Genomic DNA, 20,712 nt, shown 5'->3' with positions numbered 1-20,712 from the left:
GAAAAAAAGCCCCTCGTAAGGGGCTTTGGTATTTACAGCGCCATGTCGTGTTGCGGCGCGTTTTCGGTTTTTGCGGCCGGTTTCGCTTCCGGCGTTGTGCGCTCTGGCATCTGAATCACCGGCGGTTTCGTCAGTTGCAGCGTTGCGGCGGTGTCATCCCAGACTTTCTGCGTCAGCGCCACGTTGCCGTTCAACTGCTGGCCGTAGCTCGGCACGATTTCCCGGATCTTGCTCTGCCACTCTGCTGAATTGAACTGCTGCGGGAACATCTTCTTGATGACGTTCAGCGTAATCGGCGCAGCGGTAGATGCGCCTGGCGACGCGCCCAGCAACGCGGAAATGGTTTTCTGCTGATCGACCACCACTTCCGTGCCCAGCTTCAGCACGCCGCCCTTCTCTTCATCTTTTTTGATGATCTGTACGCGCTGACCGGCCTGAATCAGTTTCCAGTCCTCTTTACGCGCCTGCGGATAGTACTCTTTCAGCGCCGCAAAACGGTCGTCATCGCTCAGCATTACCTGACCGACCAGGTATTTCACCAGGTCAAAGTTGTCGAGGCCCACGTGAGTCATCGGCATAAAGTTGCTGGTAGTGGTGGTGCTCAGCAGATCGAAGAACGAACCGTTTTTCAGGAACTTGGTAGAGAAAGTAGCGAATGGCCCGAACAGCACCACACGTTTGCCATCGATAAAGCGGGCATCAATATGCGGTACTGACATTGGCGGCGCGCCCACAGAAGCCTGGCCGTACACTTTTTGCAGATGCTGGCTGGTGATCGCCGGGTTTTCGGTCATCAGGAAGGAACCGCCGACCGGGAAGCCCGCATAGTTATCGGCTTCCGGAATACCGGTTTTTTGCAGCAGTTTCAGCGCACCGCCGCCCGCACCGATAAAGACATATTTCGCATCAATGGTGTGCTCGTTGCCGCTTTTCACATCTTTGATGGTGACATGCCAGGAGTTATCGGCATTACGTTTAAAGTCGGTAACTTCAGAGGAGGTTTGCAGGGAGAAATTGCTGCTCTTTTTCAGGCTGCTGACCAGCTGGCGAGTAATTTCGCCGTAGTTCACATCCGTACCTACCGGCGTCCAGGTGGCGGCCACTTTCTGATTCGGATCGCGCCCTTCCATCACCAGCGGTGCCCACTGTTTAATTTGCTGATGATCGGTGGAGAATTTCATGCCCTGGAATAACGTGGTTTGCTGTAAAGCCGCATAACGTTTTGCCAGATAATCAACGTTATCGCCCCAGACAAAGCTCATGTGCGGGGTGGAATTAATAAAGTTGTGCGGGTTATTTAATACGCCACGTTTAATCTGCGCTGACCAGAATTGGCGGGAAATCATAAACTGCTCGTTAATTTCCAGCGCTTTGCTGACATCAATAGAACCGTCCGCACGCTGCGGCGTATAGTTCAGTTCCATATTGGCGGAGTGACCCGTACCGGCGTTATTCCAGCCGTTCGACGACTCCAGTGCGACAGCGTCGAGTTTCTCGACCATTACCTGTTTCCATTCCGGCTGTAATTCCTGCAGCCAGGTTCCCAGAGAAGCGCTCATGATGCCGCCGCCAATCAGCAGGAAGTCCGTTTTCTGATTCTCTTCCGCCCAGGCACTGGTCGCGGAACTGACGAGCAGCGCAACGGCGCTCAGCGATATAATTGTCTTTTTAATTGCAGGCATATTGATTAGATTACATAGCAAGTGTGATTTGTGAAAACTGATATTAACGCATCTTTACGTTATTTTAAAATATCATTCACAACTTCATTAAATACCCGCATCAATAGCTAACTGGTTTTTTAAATTAAAAAAAGCAGTGGCATAAAGTGTGTGGAATTAATATCGCGAAGATTTATTTTAAAGCGCAGAAATATCAAGCCGCTTTTCGCCAGATAATAAATTATGCGGTGGGAAATAAATGTGGAAAACCCGCCAGCGCAGCGTCTGGCGGGCAGTAATATCAGGCTTCCACCAGATGCAATTTCGCTTCCTGCAGGGCAATACGCAGGCTCTGGTGATTTTCCGCCAGCAAATCCTGCGCCTTCGCGTTGTTCAGGCCGGTCAGTTGCATCAGAATCGCCGTACGGCAGTCATTATCGCTGGCGGCCAGTGCGCTTTTCGCCTGCTCGCGGTTGCACTGCGTTGCCGCCATCACCAGCGCGATTTGCCGCTCGATCCAGTGCATATTGTCGGGCTTAAGGTCAACGCGCAGATTGCTGTAGACTCGCCCGGTGCGGATCGCCAGCCCGCTCGCCAGCATAGTGAGGATCTGCTGCTGCGCCAGCCGCGCTTTCGGTTCGTTAAAACCGGCAATCACTTCCGCGCCCGTTTCCGGCGCTATCACGATATCCGCCATCTGCGCGGCTTCACTCTCCCGAGCATGGCTGAGCAGCGCAATGCACGCGCCAACCGACCAGGCATGGCGCAGGGCGCCCCACATCCACGGCGTTTTCCCGCTGACCGACAGCGCCACCAGCATGTCCTGATGACCAAAGCGGATCGCCTGGAGATCGGCAACGCCCAGCGCGTAGTTCGCCGCCGCTTTTTCCTGATCCTGCCTTTTTGCTTCCGCGCCGCCCGCCATCAGCCCGATGAGCTGTGGGTGCGCATCCGGCGCAAAATCCGCAACCATCTGTAGCGCGGCGCGCCCCGACGCCCCCGCGCCGACAATCACCACCCGACCGCCGCGATTTAGCGTGGCGCTGGCGTTATCCACCAGCCGGGCGATCTCCGGTAAACAGGCCCCTGTCGCATTGACGACCGCCTGGTCTTCGCGGTTGATGAGCGCCAGCATATCCTGCGTTGCCAGCCTGTCGATATCGGCTGTCTCTGTGTGACGGCGTTCCATTACTGAACCGTTTGGCTTATTGCTCATACCCTGCTCCTTCTGAATGGTTCCACACACACTATAAGGTTATTTATTTGTTATACCTGCGAATGAGGTCACGCTTCCCGCCCCGGATTGAGTACTTTTCCTTTTTTCACACGGCTTTATGAAATCGTCGCCATCGGTGATAATAAGATTCTTATTAAGAAGAAATCAGGTCTGGCATGAATGACTTAGCGTCTGCGGCGATAAAACCGCGCAAACGTCCAATGAAACTTGGCACCACGGTGACATTAATGGTGTGCAGCGTCACCGGCTCCGTGCTGCTACTGGCGTGTGCACTGTGGTTTTGGCAAATCAGCAACGCCACGCGCGATGGGGTGAAAGAGACGGCGCTGGCAGTGGCCCGCACGCTGGCGGATGCGCCGGAGATCAAACGCGGTTTGTTGTTGCCGCCGGGCAGCAACGTGATACAGCCGCTGGCTTCGGCGGTCACCACGCGCAATGATCTGCTTTACGCCATCGTCACCAATATGCAGGGGATTCGTTATTCGCATCCGAATGCCGCGATCATCGGGCAAAAGTTTATCGGCGATGATCTGCAGCCCGCGCTGCGCGGTAAAGAGAATGTGGCGGTAAATCGCGGCACGCTGGGGCTGGCGCTACGTGTATTTACGCCGGTTTATGACAGCCGCTATCAGCAAATTGGCGTGGTGGTGGTCGGCATTTCTCTGAGTAAAGTGCAGGATCAGGTAAACCGCAGCCGCTGGGCGGTGATGTGGACGCTGCTATTCAGCGCGCTGATTGGCTCGCTCGGCATCTGGCAACTGGTGCGTGTGCTGAAACGTATTCTGCTGGGGCTGGAACCGTACGAAATCTCCGCGCAGTTTAAGCAGCGCCAGGCGATGTTACAGTCGCTTAAAGAAGGGGTGATTGCGGTGGATGCCGACGGGCGCGTGACGCTGCTTAATCACGCCGCGCGGCAGATGCTGTTGACCAATGCCGCCGATGGCGCTGCCGGGCACGGGCCTTTGCTGGCCGATCTGCTGGAGGTGTTGAAAACCGGGGTGCCGATTCAGGATCGCGAACTGGGCTGTAATGGCCTGCTGTTGCTGTGCAATACCGTGCCGGTGCGCAGCCAGAACACGATTATCGGTGCTATCAGCACGTTCCGTGATAAAACAGAAGTCAGTCAGTTGCTGCAACGGCTGGACGGGATGGTGAACTATGTTGACGCCCTGCGCACCACCTCCCATGAATTTATGAATAAATTGCATGTGATCCTCGGCCTGCTGAATATGAAGCGTTATGACAAGCTGGAGGATTATGTGCTGCAAACGGCACAGAATTATCAGACCGATATTGGCGCCATTCAACACCGAATTAAATCGCCAGTGGTCGCCGGTTTTCTGTTAGGTAAGCTCAACCGGGCAAAAGAGCGTGGCGTGACCCTGACGCTGGCCGATGAAAGCCTGGTTCCGGATAATCCGAACGAAAAACAGGTGACCGTGCTGGTAACAGTGCTCGGTAACCTGATAGAAAACGCGCTCGATGCGTTAAGCCAACAGGCGGAGGGCGAAGTCAGCCTGCTGCTGCATTATCAGGATGGTTGGCTTGTCGGCGAGGTCAGCGACGATGGTCCGGGCATTGCGCCGGACAATATTGATGTTATTTTCCGCAAAGGGTTTTCGACCAAAGGCGATAACCGTGGCGTTGGGCTTTTTCTTGCCAGTCAGCAGCTTACCGAGCTGGGCGGAACCCTGACCGTTGAATCCGAGCCCGGCGTATTTACCCAATTTTTTGTCCATCTCCCCTGGGATAGTGAAAGGAAGACAGCGTGATAAATGTATTAATTGTTGACGATGATGCCATGGTAGCAGAACTGAACCGCATGTATGTGACGCAGATTGCCGGCTTTCAGTGCTGCGGGACTGCGTCGTCGCTGCATCAGGCTGAGGAGATGATTAAAGATCCGCTGCGCGATATCGATCTGGTGCTGCTGGATGTGTATATGCAGCAGGACAGCGGGCTGGATCTGCTGCCGATTATTCGCGCCAGCGGGCGCGCTATCGACGTCATTATGATTACGTCATCTGCCGATGCCGCCACCATTCAGACCTCACTGCACTACGGTGTGGTCGATTATTTAATTAAACCGTTCCAGTTCCCGCGTTTCGAAGAGGCGCTCACCACGTGGCGCGAAAAGCGCAAGCTGATGGATGCGCGCCCGTACTATGAGCAATCGGACGTGGATCGCCTGCTGCACGGCGGCGCACCGGAAGTGGCTGACACTCGTCGTCTGCCAAAAGGGCTGACCGCGCAGACCCTGCGTACCATTTGTCAGTGGATTGATGCCCATCCGGGCGTTGAATTCTCAACCGATGAACTGGCAAACGCGGTCAATATTTCCCGCGTATCGTGCCGTAAATACCTGATTTGGCTGGCGCAGATTAACATTCTCTACACCACCATTCACTATGGCGCCACCGGGAGACCGGTTTACCGCTATCAGTTGATTGCTGAACAGTACAGCCTGCTTAAGCAGTACAGTCAGTAAGCCGGTAGCTGGCATCGAGCGGCGTGAAACGGAACTGACGCCGCGATGAAAGGGTAATTTCGCGGTTTTTGCTGACAAAAATCGCTTCAATATCCTGCCGCTGGCGCAGCAATGCGCAGCCCTTTTCAACACCCAGCCCAAACAGCAGCGTGGTCCAGATATCGCCATCGAGGGAGTCGGTGGAAATCACGGTCACGCTGTCGAGTTCGTTATTCAGCGGATAGCCGCTGCGCGGATCGAGGATATGGTGCCATAGCTTGCCATCCTGCTCGAAATAGCGCTCATAGGTGCCGGATGTCACCACCGATTTATTCACCACTTCAATCGAACCCACCAGCGCATCAGCAGCGGCGAAGGGCTTTTTCACACCGATGCTCCAGCCGCCCTGCGGCGATCCCAGCGTTTGTACATTGCCGCCGAGGTTGATCAGCCCGTCGCTGACGCCCTGCTGATGCAGGTAGTCGCGCACCCGGTCGGCGATAAACCCTTTGGCAATGGCGCCCAGATCGATCTCCATGCCTGGCTGCGCCAGAAACACACTGGCGGCGGCATCATCAAGAATAACATCCTGCGGGCGCGTGATGCGCAGCCGCGCGGCAATCTCATCCGCCGCCGGAACGGAATCACCCTTAAAACCGATGCGCCACAGTTTCACCAGCGGGCCGATCGCCAGGTTAAACGCGCTTTCCGGCAACTGGCTGGCGGCTTTGGCACATTTGATCAGTTCATACACCGGGCGGCTGACGACAACCGGATGACGCCCGGCAGCGTGGTTAATATCCATGACCTGCGAATCGGCGCGGTTAACGGTAAAGAGGTCTTCGTACTGTTTGATCAGCGAAAAAACGCGCGACGCGAGCGCTTCATCGTGGGAGAAGAGTTTCAGCAGGATGGGCGAGCCCATCAGCACCGCAGAGTAGCTCCAGACACGGTTATCAGACATCGCACTCTCCTTCATTGATGGATACCGGCTTAACAGGCTTGCCAGCGGATTCAAGCGGAAGATTCAGGTCATCCCTCTGCAACAAAGCCGCCACCCGGCAATAGTACCTGATGACGGCTCTGATTATCAGTGCGGTGAATAGCCGGTTGCCCGGCTACAGCGTTTAACTACGTTTGGCGCGAACCGCCGCCTGATGCCCCGCCAGCGAACCGAAGATGATGATATCGGCGACCGCGTTACCGCCGATACGGTTACCGCCGTGGATACCGCCAACCACTTCACCCGCCGCATACGCGCCCGGAATGACCTGATGCGCGGTATTCAGCACTTCCGTTTCGGTGTTGATGGTCACACCGCCCATGGTGTGGTGTACGCCTGGCGCAATCTGAATGGCGTGGAACGGGCCTTCGTTAATCGGAGCACGCAGCGCGGTGGTACGACCGAAGTCTTCATCGTGCTGTTTTTCCACAAAGCCATTGTAACGTTCAAGCGTGGCAAGGAACGCATGATAGTCGATGCCCAGTTTGTCCGCCAGTTCGCGCGGAGAGCTGGCGCTGGTCACCAGACCTTTCGCAATGTACTCGTCGGCCGCTTTGTTTTTCGCTCTGACATGCTCATCAAATACGATGTAAGCGTAATGTTCCGGCAGCGCGATGATGGCCGCTGAGACTTTATCGCGGGTCGACATCTCATTGTAGAAGCGTTTGCCCTGCTGACTGACCAGAATCGCACCGCCGCCGCGGATGGACTCAGAAACCAGATAGGAGGTTTTCTGTTCAACGGTCGGGTGGATCTGGATTTCGCCCATATCCACGGTTCCGGCACCCAGACGTTCCAGCAGCGCGATACCGCCGCCGGTTGCGCCTTTATGGTTGGTGGTAACGAAACCTTCCAGATCCGGACGGTATTTCACCACCATCGCGCTGTTGGCGCTGAAGCCGCCGGTCGCCACAATCACACTTTTCGCCTGAACATTCAGGGTTTCCTGCTCATCAGTCAGCAGACGCACACCGCGCACTTCACCCTCAGTGAACAGAATCTCTTCGACGGACGTATCCAGCATCACATCGATACCGCGTTTAGTGACATTACGCACCAGACCGCTGATCAGGTAACCGCCGACGGCCGATCCATCACGCGGACGGTGCGTACGGTCGATGCTCATGCCGCCGGTTGTGGTGATGTCATTCAGCATGATGCCGCGACGCGCCAGCCATTCGATCGCTTCCGGCGCATTTTCCACAAAGCGGCGCAGCAGTTCCGGGTTGTTTTTGTTACCACCGCCTTTCAGCGTTTCAGCGAAGAACAGCTCTTTGCTGTCCTGGATGCCTTTTACGCGCTGGAAGCGGGTTTCTGCCGCGTTCATCCCGGCAGAGGCTTTAATGGTGTTACCGCCGATGGTCGGCATTTTCTCAACGATCAGCACGCTTGCGCCTTCGTCGTGCGCCTGAATGGCTGCCGCCAGGCCAGCGCCGCCGCTACCTACCACCACGACATCGTAATTTTTCACGGCCAGGACATCGCCGCCCTCTTCGGCTACGCGCGCTTTGCTGGATTTCAGCATCGCTTTCGATACCGCTTTTTTCACTGCTTCGCTCTGGCTGGTTGCGCCGGAGATAGCATCAACATGCGGTGAATTGGCATCAAGGATGCGATCGCGGATCTCTTCAAAGCTGCTGGTGAACTCTACGCTTTGCGGCGCAGAGGCCAGTTCGATACCGGCAATACGGTCGGTTTCCAGGCTAACGTTAATCACCATTTCGCTGGTGTCGTCCTGTACCGTTTCAACGAACAGGCCCGGTTTAAATTTCGCTTCGCCCATGCTCATGTCGCGAATCATCGCTTCCACCAGCGAGAAGCGCCACAGCGGTTCCGGAATATTCAGCGCTTCACGCTGGGTGCTGTCGATAAACAGTTCGAGGTTTTCACCTTTGGCGATGCGTGCCGCCCAGTCCGGATAAGCGATGCAGGCACGACCCACGGCGATCAGATCGTAACCATGATCCAGCCCCTGCTCTGCGTCAGCCGCGTTAACCACACCGCCCACGCCCATCACCGGAACTTGCGCCAGCACGTCAGAGCGCATCGCACAATATTTATCAATCAACGGCGTCGGATCGCTGGTGTCATTAATGGAAGGACGCAGCGCCGCGCCAACAGAGAAGTGCAGATAATCGACACCGCGCGCCGCCAGTTTTTCCAGCAGGAACATGGTGTCATCAAAGCGGATTCCGGGAACTTCCAGCTCTTCCGGCGAGAAGCGGTAACCAATAATGAAGGCATCGTCCGCGTACTGACGCGCCATTTTGTGGGTGATATCCAGCACCGCCAGCGGGAATTTCGCGCGGTTATCGCGGCTGCCGCCCCACTCGTCATCACGCTGGTTCGAGTTCGGTGAGAAGAATTGCTGAATCAAATAAGTGTTGGCGCCGTGGATTTCCACGCCGTCAAAACCGGCCTGAATGGCGCGGCGTACCGCTTCACCAAATTTCACCACCATCGCTTCAACTTCCGCCGTGGTCATCGCCACCGGCGTGGCGGCACCGTCACGCGGAGCGGCAATCGCGCTTGGTGCAATCGGCGTACGGCCGCCAATCAGTTTCGGCTCGACCATGCGGCCGCCGTGGTAAATTTGCAGGATCGCTTTAGAGCCTTCTGCTTTGATGGCTTCGGCGATTTTTGCCAGACCAGCAATTTTTTCGTCGTTATCAATACCAATTGCACCGGGGAATGCGAGACCCAAATCGTCAACAAAACAACACTCTACGATAATTGTCCCAATGCTACCGGCACGTACACGATAATATTCAACCAGTTCACTGGTGACGGTACCATCGTAATAACCGGTGCAGGTGGTCATCGGAGCCATTAACAAACGGTTTTTCAGTTCTACGCCGTTTGGTAATGTAAAGGGGCTGAGGATGCGCTCGTTGCTGGTCATATTTAACTCCAAATCTAAATTTATAAACTTTGAATTCGGTGACGGATTTATTTTTTATTTTCGTTTGAAAATCCATTTGTCGTGTATTTAATATACCTGTAATTCTATTTACAAAATTAATTACGTTAGTTAAAAAACTATTTAACCACCTTAATAACAGCACTACCTCTACTGTATTATCAATTTTAAATAATATATTCACATCATATTAATTACCGGTAACATTGCGATTACCTGATCAACGTAGCAAAGGTTTTCCCAAAGCCAAACAAAAACAAAACTATCAATTAGTTAGCGAACTAAAAACGACAAATGAGATTTATTATCAGCACCAATATTTAACAATTGAGATGTTTCTCACAGAATAACCACATACTGCTATGTGGGTATTAAAAAATATAAAAAAAACCTATGGCGCTTGCGTTTTTTTGATCTCAATCAAGAGTATTAGCGAGTGGAAGCGCAATATATAAAAACAGAAACTTTCTTAATTTAACGCAGATAAAGATGCGTTAGTAAAAACCCGGCAGAATATGAAAAGTCACAATAAAGAACTAAAGTAACTTATGTAAGTAAATAAAGTGACATTCAAATCTGCTACCGACCCCGAATTTTTAACTACTTGTAGATGCTCACTATGAAAGAGAAAACGACAACACCACCGTCTGCCAGTGCAGCCAGTGCGAAAGGCGGAAATAAAAACCGCCTGATTATGATGGCGCTGCCGATTATCGTCGCAGTGCTCCTGCTATTTGTTCCGGTACCGGAGGGCTTACCGCCTTTTGCGTGGCACTACTTCGCTATCTTTGTTGGCGTGATCGTAGGTTTGATCTTCGAACCGCTGCCGGGCGCTGTTATCGGTATGACCGGCGTGGTGGTCATCGCGCTGTGCAGTCAGTGGCTGCTGTTTAGCCCTGAGCAGTTAGCCGATCCGAAATTCAAACTCGCTGGCCAGTCCTTTAAATGGGCGGTGAGCGGTTTCGGTAACTCAACCGTCTGGCTGATTTTCGGCGCGTTTATGTTTGCCGCCGGTTACGATAAAACGCAGTTCGGTCGCCGCCTGGCGCTGATTCTGGTGAAATACCTTGGCCGCCGCAGCCTGACGCTCGGTTACGCTATCACCTTCGCCGATCTGCTGCTGGCACCGTTCACACCGTCTAACACCGCGCGTAGCGGGGGCACTATCTACCCGATTATTGCCAACCTGCCGCCGCTGTACGGTTCAAAACCGAACGATCCGAGCGCACGCCGTATTGGTTCCTATCTGATGTGGGTTGCCATCACCGCCGCCTGTATCACCAGTTCTATGTTCCTCTCCGCTCTGGCGCCGAACCTGCTGGCGCTGGCGCTGGTGAAAAGCACCGTTGGCATCAGTATCTCCTGGGGTAGCTGGTTTATCGCCTTCCTGCCGCTTGGCGTGCTGCTGATTCTGACCATGCCGCTGCTGGCTTACTGGTTCTATCCGCCAGAAGTAAAAATCAATGATGAAGTGCCGCTGTGGGCAAGCCGCGAGCTGGAAAAACTGGGCAAAATGTCCCGTAACGAAATCCTGCTGCTGGTGTTTGTCTGCTGTGCGCTGCTGATGTGGATCTTCGCGGCCGACTTTATTGAACCCGCTCTGGCTGCTTTGCTGGTTGTGGTACTGATGCTGTGGACCGGCGTACTGACCTGGAACGACATTACCAGCAACAAACCGGCATGGAACACCTTCGTGTGGTTCGCCACCCTGGTTGCGCTGGCCGATGGCCTCTCCTCCACTGGCTTCATTGCCTGGCTGGGTAAAGAAGGCGGCCTGCTGATGAGCGGTATCTCTCCGGGGATGGCAACGATTGCTCTGCTGCTGGCGTTCTACCTGCTGCACTATCTGTTTGCCAGCACCACAGCGCACACCACAGCCCTGCTGCCGGCGATGCTGACCATTGCCGCCACGATCCCGGGCATCAATATGGAAGTGGTTGTGCTGGTTCTGTGTACCTCTCTGGGTGTGATGGGCATCATCACGCCGTACGGTACTGGCCCGAGCCCGATTTACTACGGTAGCGGCTACCTGCCGACCAAAGACTACTGGCGTCTGGGCACCATCTTCGGTGCGATCTTCCTCGCCGCCCTGCTGTTGATTGGTTATCCGTGGATTACCATGATGTTCTGATTCACAACCGCCGGGCTTTCCCGGCGGTTTATTTTTATGGAGTAATGAGCTATGTCGAACAAACCTTTTGTATATCAGGATCCGTTCCCGCTGGCGAAAGACAATACGGAATATTATCTGCTGAGCCGTGAACATGTTTCGGTCGCCGACTTTGACGGCCAGGAAGTCTTAAAAGTGGAACCCGAAGCGCTGACGCTGCTGGCACAGCAGGCTTTCCACGATGCCTCTTTCCTGCTGCGCACTTCCCACCAGAAACAGGTTGCGGCCATTCTGACTGACCCGGAAGCGAGCGAAAACGACAAATACGTGGCGCTGCAATTCCTGCGTAATTCCGAAATCGCCGCCAAGGGCGTGCTGCCGACCTGCCAGGATACCGGCACGGCAATCATCATGGGTAAAAAAGGCCAGCGCGTATGGACCGGCGGCGGCGACGAAGCGGCGCTGGCTCGCGGTGTCTATAACACTTACACCGAAGATAACCTGCGCTATTCACAGAACGCGCCGCTGGATATGTACAAAGAAGTGAATACCGGCACCAACCTGCCGGCACAGATCGATCTCTACAGCGTGGATGGCGATGAGTATAAGTTCCTTTGCATCGCCAAAGGCGGCGGTTCTGCAAACAAAACCTATCTCTACCAGGAAACCAAGGCGCTGATCACCCCGGCGAAACTGAAAAACTACCTGGTTGAGAAGATGCGTTCTCTCGGCACGGCAGCCTGCCCGCCGTACCACATTGCCTTTGTTATTGGCGGCACGTCCGCTGAATCCACGCTGAAAACCGTGAAGCTGGCATCGACCCGTTACTATGATGGTCTGCCGACCGAAGGTAACGAGCACGGCCAGGCATTCCGCGATGTGCAACTGGAACAGGAACTGATGCAGGAAGCGCAGAACCTCGGTCTTGGCGCGCAGTTTGGCGGTAAATATTTCGCCCACGACATCCGCGTGATCCGTCTGCCGCGTCACGGCGCATCCTGCCCGATCGGCATGGGTGTCTCCTGCTCCGCCGACCGTAATATCAAAGCGAAAATCAACCGCGAAGGTATCTGGATTGAGAAAATGGAGCACAATCCGGGGCAGTACATTCCGGAAGCGCTGCGCCAGCAGGGCGAAGGCGATGTGGCGAAAATCAATCTGAACCAGCCGATGAAAGATATCCTGGCGCAGCTTTCTGCGTTCCCGGTATCGACTCGTCTGTCGCTGAACGGCACTATCATCGTGGCGCGTGATATTGCCCATGCAAAACTGAAAGAGCTGATCGACAACGGCGAAGAGCTGCCGCAGTACGTGAAAGATCACCCGATCTATTACGCAGGCCCGGCGAAAACGCCTGAAGGTTATGCTTCCGGTTCCCTCGGCCCAACCACCGCAGGGCGTATGGATTCCTACGTGGATCTGCTGCAATCCCACGGCGCGAGCATGATCATGCTGGCGAAAGGCAACCGCAGCCAGCAAGTGACCGATGCCTGTGCCAAACACGGCGGTTTCTATCTGGGAAGTATTGGCGGCCCGGCTGCAGTACTGGCGCAGCAGAGCATTAAGAGCCTCGAATGCGTGGCTTACCCGGAACTGGGTATGGAAGCGATCTGGAAGATTGAAGTGGAGAACTTCCCGGCGTTTATTCTGGTGGATGACAAAGGTAACGATTTCTTCCAGCAGATCCAGAACAAACAGTGCGCAGGCTGTAGCCAGCGTTAAGATGTGAAAACACCCGGCCGGGAAACCCGCCGGGTGTTTTTTTAGGAGATCGGCCCAGGGCTTTGCTCCGCATATCAAAAATTCGGTGAATATCACCCGCTCGCGAGATCTGATTTACCTGCAGGCATGAAAAACCGGCATATAAACCAGTTTTTATAAAAAAGATAGTATAAATAAAAAGAGATATACCAACGCCAGAGACTTAAAGATAATACGTTGTAATTCATCATCAATCCCGGCCATTCTGCTTTTATGGATAGATATAACCTTGATGATGATTATTTATCTGAAATGGTTAACGCACTATTTTAACGTCCGAAACTTCCCGATTCAAAAATGTACTCCAGTCTTTCCTGATGTTCTCCGCAGGTTTCTTTAAATATTCGACATCCTCTTTATGAGTAACTTCATCATCTGTTAATAAAAAGTCTTTACTAACGTCAAAATGCGAATTGGGATAATAATTAGGCATTAATACTGAAAGTATCCATTTATCGGCCGACCTTAGCAACTCAAAATCACCTCGTTGTGAACAGACAACATATACTTTCATCTTAAACTTCCTTATTACGCCAGAAAACAATGACAGGTATCAGTTGTAAATATCGCATCGTCATTTAACCAGACGCGAAAAACCATCAGACAAGATCGTCAAATTCTTTTTTACTTAATTCTCTTGATTGAAAAGAATTATAATTTGCGCGAATATTTTCAGAAATGCTTTTAACGTAATCAACATCTAACGGTTTAACCATCTCATCAAACGAAAACAAAAAAAATCTCGCCACATCAATTTTATAATCACCTTCGCTAAACATTACCTTTAAAATAAATTCGCCATCTTTTTTTTGATAAAGTGTAAAATCCCACGGGTTTACTGATATTTTTTTTAGGTTAGTCATAATATTTCTCCTGTAACTATATCTTTAACTATAAAATCCCTACCGTTAATCATGCCTTCTGTATTAACAACAGCTTCTAAGTCTCCCTTATTTTCCGGGCTGATTGGAACCTATTACGCAGGCCCGGCAAAAACGCCTGAAGGTTATGCTTCCGGTTCCCTCGGCCCAACCACCGCAGGGCGTATGGATTCCTACGTGGATCTGCTGCAATCCCACGGCGCGAGCATGATCATGCTGGCGAAAGGCAACCGCAGCCAGCAAATGACCGATGCCTGTGCCAAACACGGCGGTTTCTATCTGGGAAGTATTGGCGGCCCGGCTGCAGTACTGGCGCAGCAGAGCATTAAGAGCCTCGAATGCGTGGCTTACCCGGAACTGGGTATGGAAGCGATCTGGAAGATTGAAGTGGAGAACTTCCCGGCGTTTATTCTGGTGGATGACAAAGGTAACGATTTCTTCCAGCAGATCCAGAACAAACAGTGCGCAGGCTGTAGCCAGCGTTAAGATGTGAAAACACCCGGCCGGGAAACCAGCCGGGTGTTTTTTTAGGAGATCGGCCCAGGGCTTTGCTCCGCATATCAAAAATCGGTGAATATCACCCGCTCGCGGGATCTGATTTACATACAGGCATGAAAAACCGGCATATAAACCAGTTTTTTATAAAAAAGATGTGTTTATTACAGACATACACCATTTATTTTATTATGGAAACCTACACAGAAAAATCATATGGATATAAGCTGGAAAGTTTCTTTTGTTTTTCAAAAAAAATCTTATTAACCTGATGTGGCAATTGTATCTTTAATCCCTTGCGTATTTGCGCGGCAATATAAAAAGCATCAGTTAAGCGTTCAAAGAAAATTTCATCAGATGTTTCAAATTCTTTAACCGCAAAGATACCAAACGTCAGATCGCGTAACTTACTTTTGTCTTTTTGCGTTCCATTGACAACATCCCTCAAATATTCAAGCTGAGCAACAATTGAATTGTACATAGGCTCAAGCGCACCAGCGGCTGGATTACTTTTAATCGATTTATATCTTTTAACCGCTAATCTTAAAGCTTTTTCTACATAATCTAAGGCAGTTAATTCAGTCATTTAACAGCTCGATAGCCAGTCGACACGGCACGGACGCATACGATAAACAGAGTGCTGGCGACAATGGAGTAGAGACGATGTCGCACCCAGCAGCATAAAAAATCTCGTCTGTTCCTGAATCAGCGGAGGACATCAGTCAATCCTAAAGATCCGTATAAGAAAATTAGAGCCGACAAGTCGTCAATATATTCATTAGATAACACTTTTCGCTCCCTTTTACCGTTGTGTTGGATAATACTTTTCATCGGGATGATGTATTCACTTCCTTTGGTTATTTTTATTAACACATCGACATCGGAGAGATTTTTGAACGCTTTGCCAAGGAATTTAAGCAGTAGCACTTCGCCCTCCTGACGGATTAAGTGGTACATTTTTCTTAATCCTGACATTATTTTCAGCAAGGCAATTTGATTTCATTCCGGTTAAAGAAAATTCTCATCGGGTGCGCGGTCAAATAATTCAGCCGCCATATTTGCAATGCGTCCATGTTGCACCAGTTTGTCTTTCCAGTCTTGCGGAATGCCAGCGTGGCCATATAACGCTCCGGCGATTTGCCCTGCTGTAGCAGCAACGCTATCGGCATCGTCACCCAGGTTTGCGGCTAATAATACCGCATCGCGGAAATTATTCGTATTCCACACGGCCCAGAGAGCGGCTTCGAGGGTATCAATAACATATGCACTGGAACGAATCTGATCGCGCGTTTTTTGTTTGTACTCACCAGCATTAATAATCAATACCCGTGAAGACAGCGGTACGATATGCGGTGAAAATGTTTTTTCCTTGTCATATCCATTGATTAAATAATGCAATATCAATCCAAGGAAAAAACAAGATGAAAGGGATTCAGACGCTCCATGCGTCGCCTGACTCTGCGCCTGCGAGTCAAACCATATTCCACGTAGTGTTTTTCGACGAAATATGGCTACTGGCGCTTCACGTATCAGCGCCGCGTTACCGGCGGTATTTTTTTCTGTATTCCCCATCCACATCGGACCGTGCTGAAGATATTGTTCCAGTGCAAAACGGGTTGTATTGCCGATATCGAAACAGATACCGTTGCTGCTGTTTTCACCCTGCTTATACCAGCGTACCAGCCGATCGCGGAAATCATTTACCTCTAATTTATTCCGTTGTAGATAGGTTTCAGCCAAGCACAATGCCATTGACGTATCATCGGTCCACTCACCAGCCTTAAGCCTGAAGGCTCCCCCTCCCACCATATCGTGTACCGTATAACGATCCCGGGGCTGAAATTCAAGCGTTGTCCCCACTGCATCGCCGACCGCCAACCCGACCATTGCGCCAATCGCTTTATCCCGCGCAGTTTCGCGCGAAATCACAAGCGGAAGCGCTTCGTCCCAGGCCTCGTATTTAACCGCTGATGGATCAGTCGCCTCAGACAATCGTTTTCTAATGTTAGGAGGCAGATAATCATAATACCGATCGGCATAATTACTGATTGTAAGATCGTCGGCATGTAAATCGATCATTAGAGTTCCTTCAAGTGAATTTTGGTTATACCTGCTTCATTTGTACGACTAATTACTTCAAACTGCGTATCACTTTTAAACAGTACTTCAGTTTCTGTTGCATTAAATTCAGACAAGAAATCAATTTTTCTGCCTGAATAGCCTTCCATTTTCATTTGAATTGGCCCATCAAAGGCTTTGTTGACATCGCTACTCACAAACGCGCGGTCAGAAACGGTATTGCCTGGCATATATTGGCTAAGGACTTCATCAGGCAAACTATTCATACCACGAAATGTCGTCCCGGTATGAGCCGGAAGGTTATCCAGACCTTCATTGATATGTTGGGCAAATGCTTCAAGTTCCGGTGTTAGCGGTTTTGTCCCGCGCAGAGCAGGGTTGATCATTTTATAACCAGGATCTGTGGTGTAACCATGAAGTGCACCGACCTGATCATCCGTTAATAATTTGGACAAGTGCGGAGCTTTATTGTCAATCAATTCCCGACCTCGGGCAATCCATTTACTAGCTCTTGCTTCACCAACCGCCTCTTTCAGACTCATCAATGGTCTGGGAGTAGCGACAGATTTAACCACGGCAGGCTCTGCGATTACCTTCCCGGTCCGCCAGGCGTTATACTTCGCTCCGCCTTTAGCCCCCAGACCACCGCCAATGAGCCCGCCAGCCAGCATGCTCCATTTCTGGCCGTCACTGCCCTCGCCAAAGATTTTACCGCCAATATAGTTGCCGAGCGTTCCTCCCGCCATTCCCCCTGCGGTACTAAACAATGCAATTACCGGTCCGGCAACTACCGCCAGAGCACCAGCCCCAACACCTAACATTACCCAGTTAACCCACTCCGGGATCTCCGGACTGATTTCATCAGTCTGAACCTTTGCGCCCCCAATAAAAACATTGGAAGACCCCTGGAAAATCTCTGCACTACAGGTCAAACGATCGCCGAGACGCGCAGCAGGATAGTTGTTGATGTATACCTTTATAGAACCTTCAGCAACTCGCTGTGGGCTACCGCTATGCTCATCGCACTCACCGAGAGAGAGATGCGCGCGAATTGCCTTACGACTATTGATAAAGACATCAGGAGACCCCTCCCTCAGCATTCCGGTCACATGTCTGGGCGCCCATGACATACTGCCTAAAACTTCCCCCAAACCGCCGCCGGCGCAAGCACTGGCGGCCACAGCGGAGACCGCCACCAGTGCCGCGCCACCGGTTACCGCTACGGCAGCCGCGCCCAACAAAGCACCACCGATAAGGCCAGCGATCATCCAGCCTTTCGACGCTGTATGAGCAATGGGATCATCAACGCGCGCGGCTTGATACTCAGCCATGTTTCACGCCATCTCTGCTCTGTGCAAGGAAACGTCGGACATCCTCAGCGGAATCCAGTCCAGCAACACCAGCAAATGTACGACAAATAGACAATTGCTGCCCAAGATTGTGCCCACCGGCCTCAGGAAGCGTCCACAGTGCATAGCGTACTGGCTGGCTTCCGGGTACGGGAGCGATCTTCAGTGCTTGCCCATCCTGCGCGTAGAGCAAAAACGCACCTTCACGTGCTCGTTGCAAAGGCAAGTGCTGGTAAAGTGCCTGTATACCCTCAAAGGCGCTTAGATGCTTTGTCTCAGTATCAAGCGCAAAGAATATCCGTTGATCATCAGCCTGTAGCATCTGCTCAGGTTCTGTTTCACGTTCGCGATGAAATTTAATGCTCTGAATAATCTCCTGGTATTGCCGCTGGTAATAATCACTGAATTCATCAGGGCAAGTACCAATGTAACAAACAATTTTTTTCCCGGTTGGCTGTTCATTTAATAAGACCACTGTCTGGCGCTGAAAAATAAGCGCGCCATCGCTTTTGAACTGATAATAAAGTTCAATCGCAGGTTCACCGTCAATCGTAACAGGTCGGGACAAGTGAAGCTGAAACTGCGGAACAGTAATTTCCATCTCACGCAATATTCTCGCAGCCACCGCCTGAATATTTTCGTCTTTTTTGGCACTGGCCCGGGATACAACGAAAGTAAATTCACTTGCACCATTATCATTCAGCGTAAATAAATTCATGGTACGATCTTTAAACACATCCGGAAGCGCCAGCGTTGCTTCCTGGAGAATATAATCAGCCATTTACGTATCCCTTTATTTATTGCTGTTGATAACAAAAAAACTTTCGACTTCTTGCTGAATGGCCGCCTGATGTCCTGAGCCGGGTGCGACTATCGCAGCCGAACCGCCGTCAGGATTTAAATGAAGTTCTCCCCCAGTGGTATTAATTTGCGCAGTTTTTTTCGCCGTGAAGTTGAAATCATTACCAACGATATTGATGCTTCCATCACTGGATAATTCAATCGCACTCTCCCCACACTCCAGACGCAATGTGTTCCCTGCTGAGAGAATAAAGGTATTGCACGCTTTATCCTGACGATCGTTGCCAGTTAAATTCACCGTATTGACTTTGACGCCAGTATTTTGGTTTTTCACCACCCGCAGCGTTTCGTTTTCCCCAACAAAATGTGTGTGATTCTTTTCGATGGTGTGGCTTTCGTCGTTCTCAACATCCACATCAAGGTTACGCTCGGCATGCAGCCACACCTGCTCCTCCCCCGCTTTATCCTCAAAGCGCAGGGCGTTGGCGTTATCCACCGAGCCATCTTTCGAACGGCTGAGGAAACCCATTTGCGTGGCGGCAGCGGGCAATGCCCACGGCGGCATGCTGGCTTCGTTATAGACACGACCGGTGATGATCGGCCGGTCCGGATCGCCGTTGATGAAGTCGATCACCACTTCGTCGCCGACGCGCGGAATTTGTACGCCGCCAAAGCCCTGGCCCGCCCAGGCGCTGGAGACGCGCACCCAGCAGGAGCTGGTGTCATCCCCTTTTGCCAGACGGTCCCAGTGGAATTTCACCTTCACCCGCCCATATTTGTCCGTCCAGATGCTCTCCCCCTGCGGGCCGACCACTTTCGCCGTCTGCGGGCCGTAGGTGCGCGGCCACGCCGTCACCGCCGCCGGCCGGTACACCACCGACGACGGAATGACCGTAAAGTCGATGCGGTGCTCCGTTTCCCCGTCGCTGCCGCTCGCGTAGCGGTTCTCTTCAAAAAAGTAGGTCGCGGCAGTGGTCAGGTAGTCGCCGTTATCGCTGAAAAACGGCGCGTTATACAGCGTGAAGGTGTTGCCCGGCGCCACGCCCACCGCCGTGGCCGTGCCCTGAATCTGCTGGTGCTCCACCTGCCAGCGCTCCTGGCGGATGCGCGCGTAAAACTCGCCGTGGCCGTGCTCGACAAAACGCCCCGGCCAGTCATACACGTCAATGCTCCCCGGCTGCGGCGACGACGGGTTCTGCCGCGCCTGGAACAGCCACGCATTCGGCTTGCGGAAATCATAGTCGTCAAGGCTGTAGATGCCCGGCGTGACGCTGTCCTCCAGCGCCCACTGGCTGATGCCCTCCTCATCCGTGCTGCCGCCGGAAGGGGTCTGATGGTAGGGAACGGTTTCGTAACCGGGGAAGGGTTTAAATTCGGCGGCGTCATCGGTCAGCACCAGCGTGTGTCTGTCAGCCTCATGCCTGAAGTGGTAGGCAATCCCTTCCAGCTCCATCAGCCGGCTGATGAAGTCGAAGCTGCTCTCCTGGTACTGCACGCAGTAATCCCAGACGCGGTAGCTGCCGCTCAGCCGGTCTTCCAGACTGACCTGGTATTCACCGAGCAGCGTTTTCACAATCTGCGGCACCGTCTGCCCCTGGAAGATGCGCAGGTTACGGTCGCGCTTCATCGGCCACACATCCGGCTCGACGGTAAGCTGATAGACAGCGTAGCGCGTGCCCGACAGCTCCGTCGCGCTCACCGCCACGCGGGTCACTTTCCCGTTGAAGTAACGCGTGCCCGTCTGCGTCGGGACCGTCACCGTCACCGGCTGGCCCAGCAATTGACTGCGGTCGATACGCGCGTCCGTCCCCAGCACCGTCAGCGCCAGCGTAAACGGCTCCGACAGCGCCTCGCGCCCGGCGAGTTTCCAGAAAAGCAGCCCCTCTACGGGCAGCCTGACCGATATTCTGTTCACCATAACGTTGCATCCGTAATTAAGTTTATCTCA

The 20,712-nt window shown here is 52.4% G+C and carries 15 protein-coding genes and 1 pseudogene; 5 read left to right on the top strand and 11 right to left on the bottom strand.

The window, feature by feature from the left end; translation table 11 throughout:
* Positions 1-32 precede the first annotated feature (32 nt).
* The gene (gene mqo / locus AWR26_RS11070) at positions 33-1,682 is read right to left on the bottom strand and encodes a malate dehydrogenase (quinone) (RefSeq protein WP_139227897.1); all 1,650 of its coding nucleotides are present in this window, start codon (positions 1,680-1,682) and stop codon (positions 33-35) included.
* 280 nt (positions 1,683-1,962) lie between these two features.
* Positions 1,963-2,877 carry an N-acetylmuramic acid 6-phosphate etherase gene (locus AWR26_RS11065; RefSeq protein WP_064565805.1) on the bottom strand — a complete coding sequence of 305 codons (915 nt, stop codon included), beginning with the start codon at positions 2,875-2,877 and terminating at the stop codon, positions 1,963-1,965.
* A gap of 176 nt (positions 2,878-3,053) precedes the next feature.
* On the opposite strand from AWR26_RS11065, the gene AWR26_RS11060 reads away from it, so the two are divergent.
* Both AWR26_RS11060 and dcuR read left to right on the top strand, forming a co-directional pair.
* Positions 3,054-4,670: a sensor histidine kinase gene (locus AWR26_RS11060; protein WP_064565804.1), complete on the top strand. Its 1,617-nt coding sequence runs from the start codon at positions 3,054-3,056 to the stop codon at positions 4,668-4,670.
* Positions 4,667-5,386, top strand: coding sequence for a two-component system response regulator DcuR (gene dcuR / locus AWR26_RS11055; RefSeq protein WP_043953306.1), 720 nt, complete (start codon positions 4,667-4,669; stop codon positions 5,384-5,386). Before AWR26_RS11060 ends, dcuR begins: the two co-directional genes overlap by 4 nt.
* Here the strand turns inward: dcuR and AWR26_RS11050 are convergent.
* Together AWR26_RS11050 and AWR26_RS11045 are read right to left on the bottom strand one after the other, a co-directional pair.
* Positions 5,367-6,329: an FAD:protein FMN transferase gene (locus AWR26_RS11050; protein ID WP_064565802.1), complete on the bottom strand. Its 963-nt coding sequence runs from the start codon at positions 6,327-6,329 to the stop codon at positions 5,367-5,369. The genes dcuR and AWR26_RS11050 overlap by 20 nt on opposite strands.
* Before the next feature lie 163 nt (positions 6,330-6,492).
* Entirely contained in the window at positions 6,493-9,270 is a 2,778-nt protein-coding gene (locus tag AWR26_RS11045) for a flavocytochrome c (RefSeq protein WP_064565800.1), read from the bottom strand.
* Positions 9,271-9,907: 637 nt separating this feature from the next.
* Between AWR26_RS11045 and AWR26_RS11040 the strand changes: the two genes are divergently transcribed.
* Positions 9,908-11,419 (top strand): anion permease, encoded by a 1,512-nt coding sequence (locus AWR26_RS11040; RefSeq protein ID WP_064565798.1) that lies wholly within the window; start codon positions 9,908-9,910, stop codon positions 11,417-11,419.
* A gap of 51 nt (positions 11,420-11,470) precedes the next feature.
* Entirely contained in the window at positions 11,471-13,120 is a 1,650-nt protein-coding gene (gene fumA / locus AWR26_RS11035; RefSeq protein WP_043953302.1) for a class I fumarate hydratase FumA, read from the top strand.
* 638 nt (positions 13,121-13,758) lie between these two features.
* On the opposite strand, the gene AWR26_RS11030 is transcribed toward fumA, so the two are convergent.
* Positions 13,759-14,022 carry a hypothetical protein gene (locus AWR26_RS11030; protein ID WP_064565795.1) on the bottom strand — a complete coding sequence of 88 codons (264 nt, stop codon included), beginning with the start codon at positions 14,020-14,022 and terminating at the stop codon, positions 13,759-13,761.
* Between the two features lie 111 nt (positions 14,023-14,133).
* On the opposite strand from AWR26_RS11030, the pseudogene AWR26_RS11025 reads away from it, so the two are divergent.
* Positions 14,134-14,526, top strand: a pseudogene (locus AWR26_RS11025) (FumA C-terminus/TtdB family hydratase beta subunit); the annotation flags it as partial.
* A gap of 208 nt (positions 14,527-14,734) precedes the next feature.
* Here AWR26_RS11025 and AWR26_RS11020 read toward each other — a convergent pair.
* From AWR26_RS11020 to AWR26_RS10995, 6 genes are all read right to left on the bottom strand, one after another.
* On the bottom strand, positions 14,735-15,121 hold the full coding sequence (locus tag AWR26_RS11020) for an immunity protein Tsi6 family protein (protein ID WP_064565791.1): 387 nt from the start codon (positions 15,119-15,121) through the stop codon (positions 14,735-14,737).
* Positions 15,122-15,240: 119 nt separating this feature from the next.
* Entirely contained in the window at positions 15,241-15,462 is a 222-nt protein-coding gene (locus tag AWR26_RS11015) for a hypothetical protein (protein WP_139227916.1), read from the bottom strand.
* A gap of 81 nt (positions 15,463-15,543) precedes the next feature.
* On the bottom strand, positions 15,544-16,614 hold the full coding sequence (gene tri1 / locus AWR26_RS11010; protein ID WP_064565787.1) for an ADP-ribosylarginine hydrolase Tri1: 1,071 nt from the start codon (positions 16,612-16,614) through the stop codon (positions 15,544-15,546).
* Positions 16,614-17,945: a PAAR domain-containing protein gene (locus tag AWR26_RS11005; protein ID WP_064565785.1), complete on the bottom strand. Its 1,332-nt coding sequence runs from the start codon at positions 17,943-17,945 to the stop codon at positions 16,614-16,616. The genes tri1 and AWR26_RS11005 overlap by 1 nt, the downstream gene beginning before the upstream one ends.
* Complete coding sequence (locus AWR26_RS11000) at positions 17,938-18,744, bottom strand: DcrB-related protein (RefSeq protein WP_064565783.1); 807 nt, start codon at positions 18,742-18,744, stop codon at positions 17,938-17,940. Before AWR26_RS11000 ends, AWR26_RS11005 begins: the two co-directional genes overlap by 8 nt.
* Before the next feature lie 12 nt (positions 18,745-18,756).
* The gene (locus tag AWR26_RS10995) at positions 18,757-20,682 is read right to left on the bottom strand and encodes a type VI secretion system Vgr family protein (RefSeq protein WP_064565781.1); all 1,926 of its coding nucleotides are present in this window, start codon (positions 20,680-20,682) and stop codon (positions 18,757-18,759) included.
* Between the last annotated feature and the right edge of the window lie 30 nt (positions 20,683-20,712).

The organism is Kosakonia oryzae, assembly GCF_001658025.2.
Classification (GTDB): domain Bacteria; phylum Pseudomonadota; class Gammaproteobacteria; order Enterobacterales; family Enterobacteriaceae; genus Kosakonia; species Kosakonia oryzae.
This window is presented reverse-complemented; position numbering and strand designations above follow the sequence as displayed.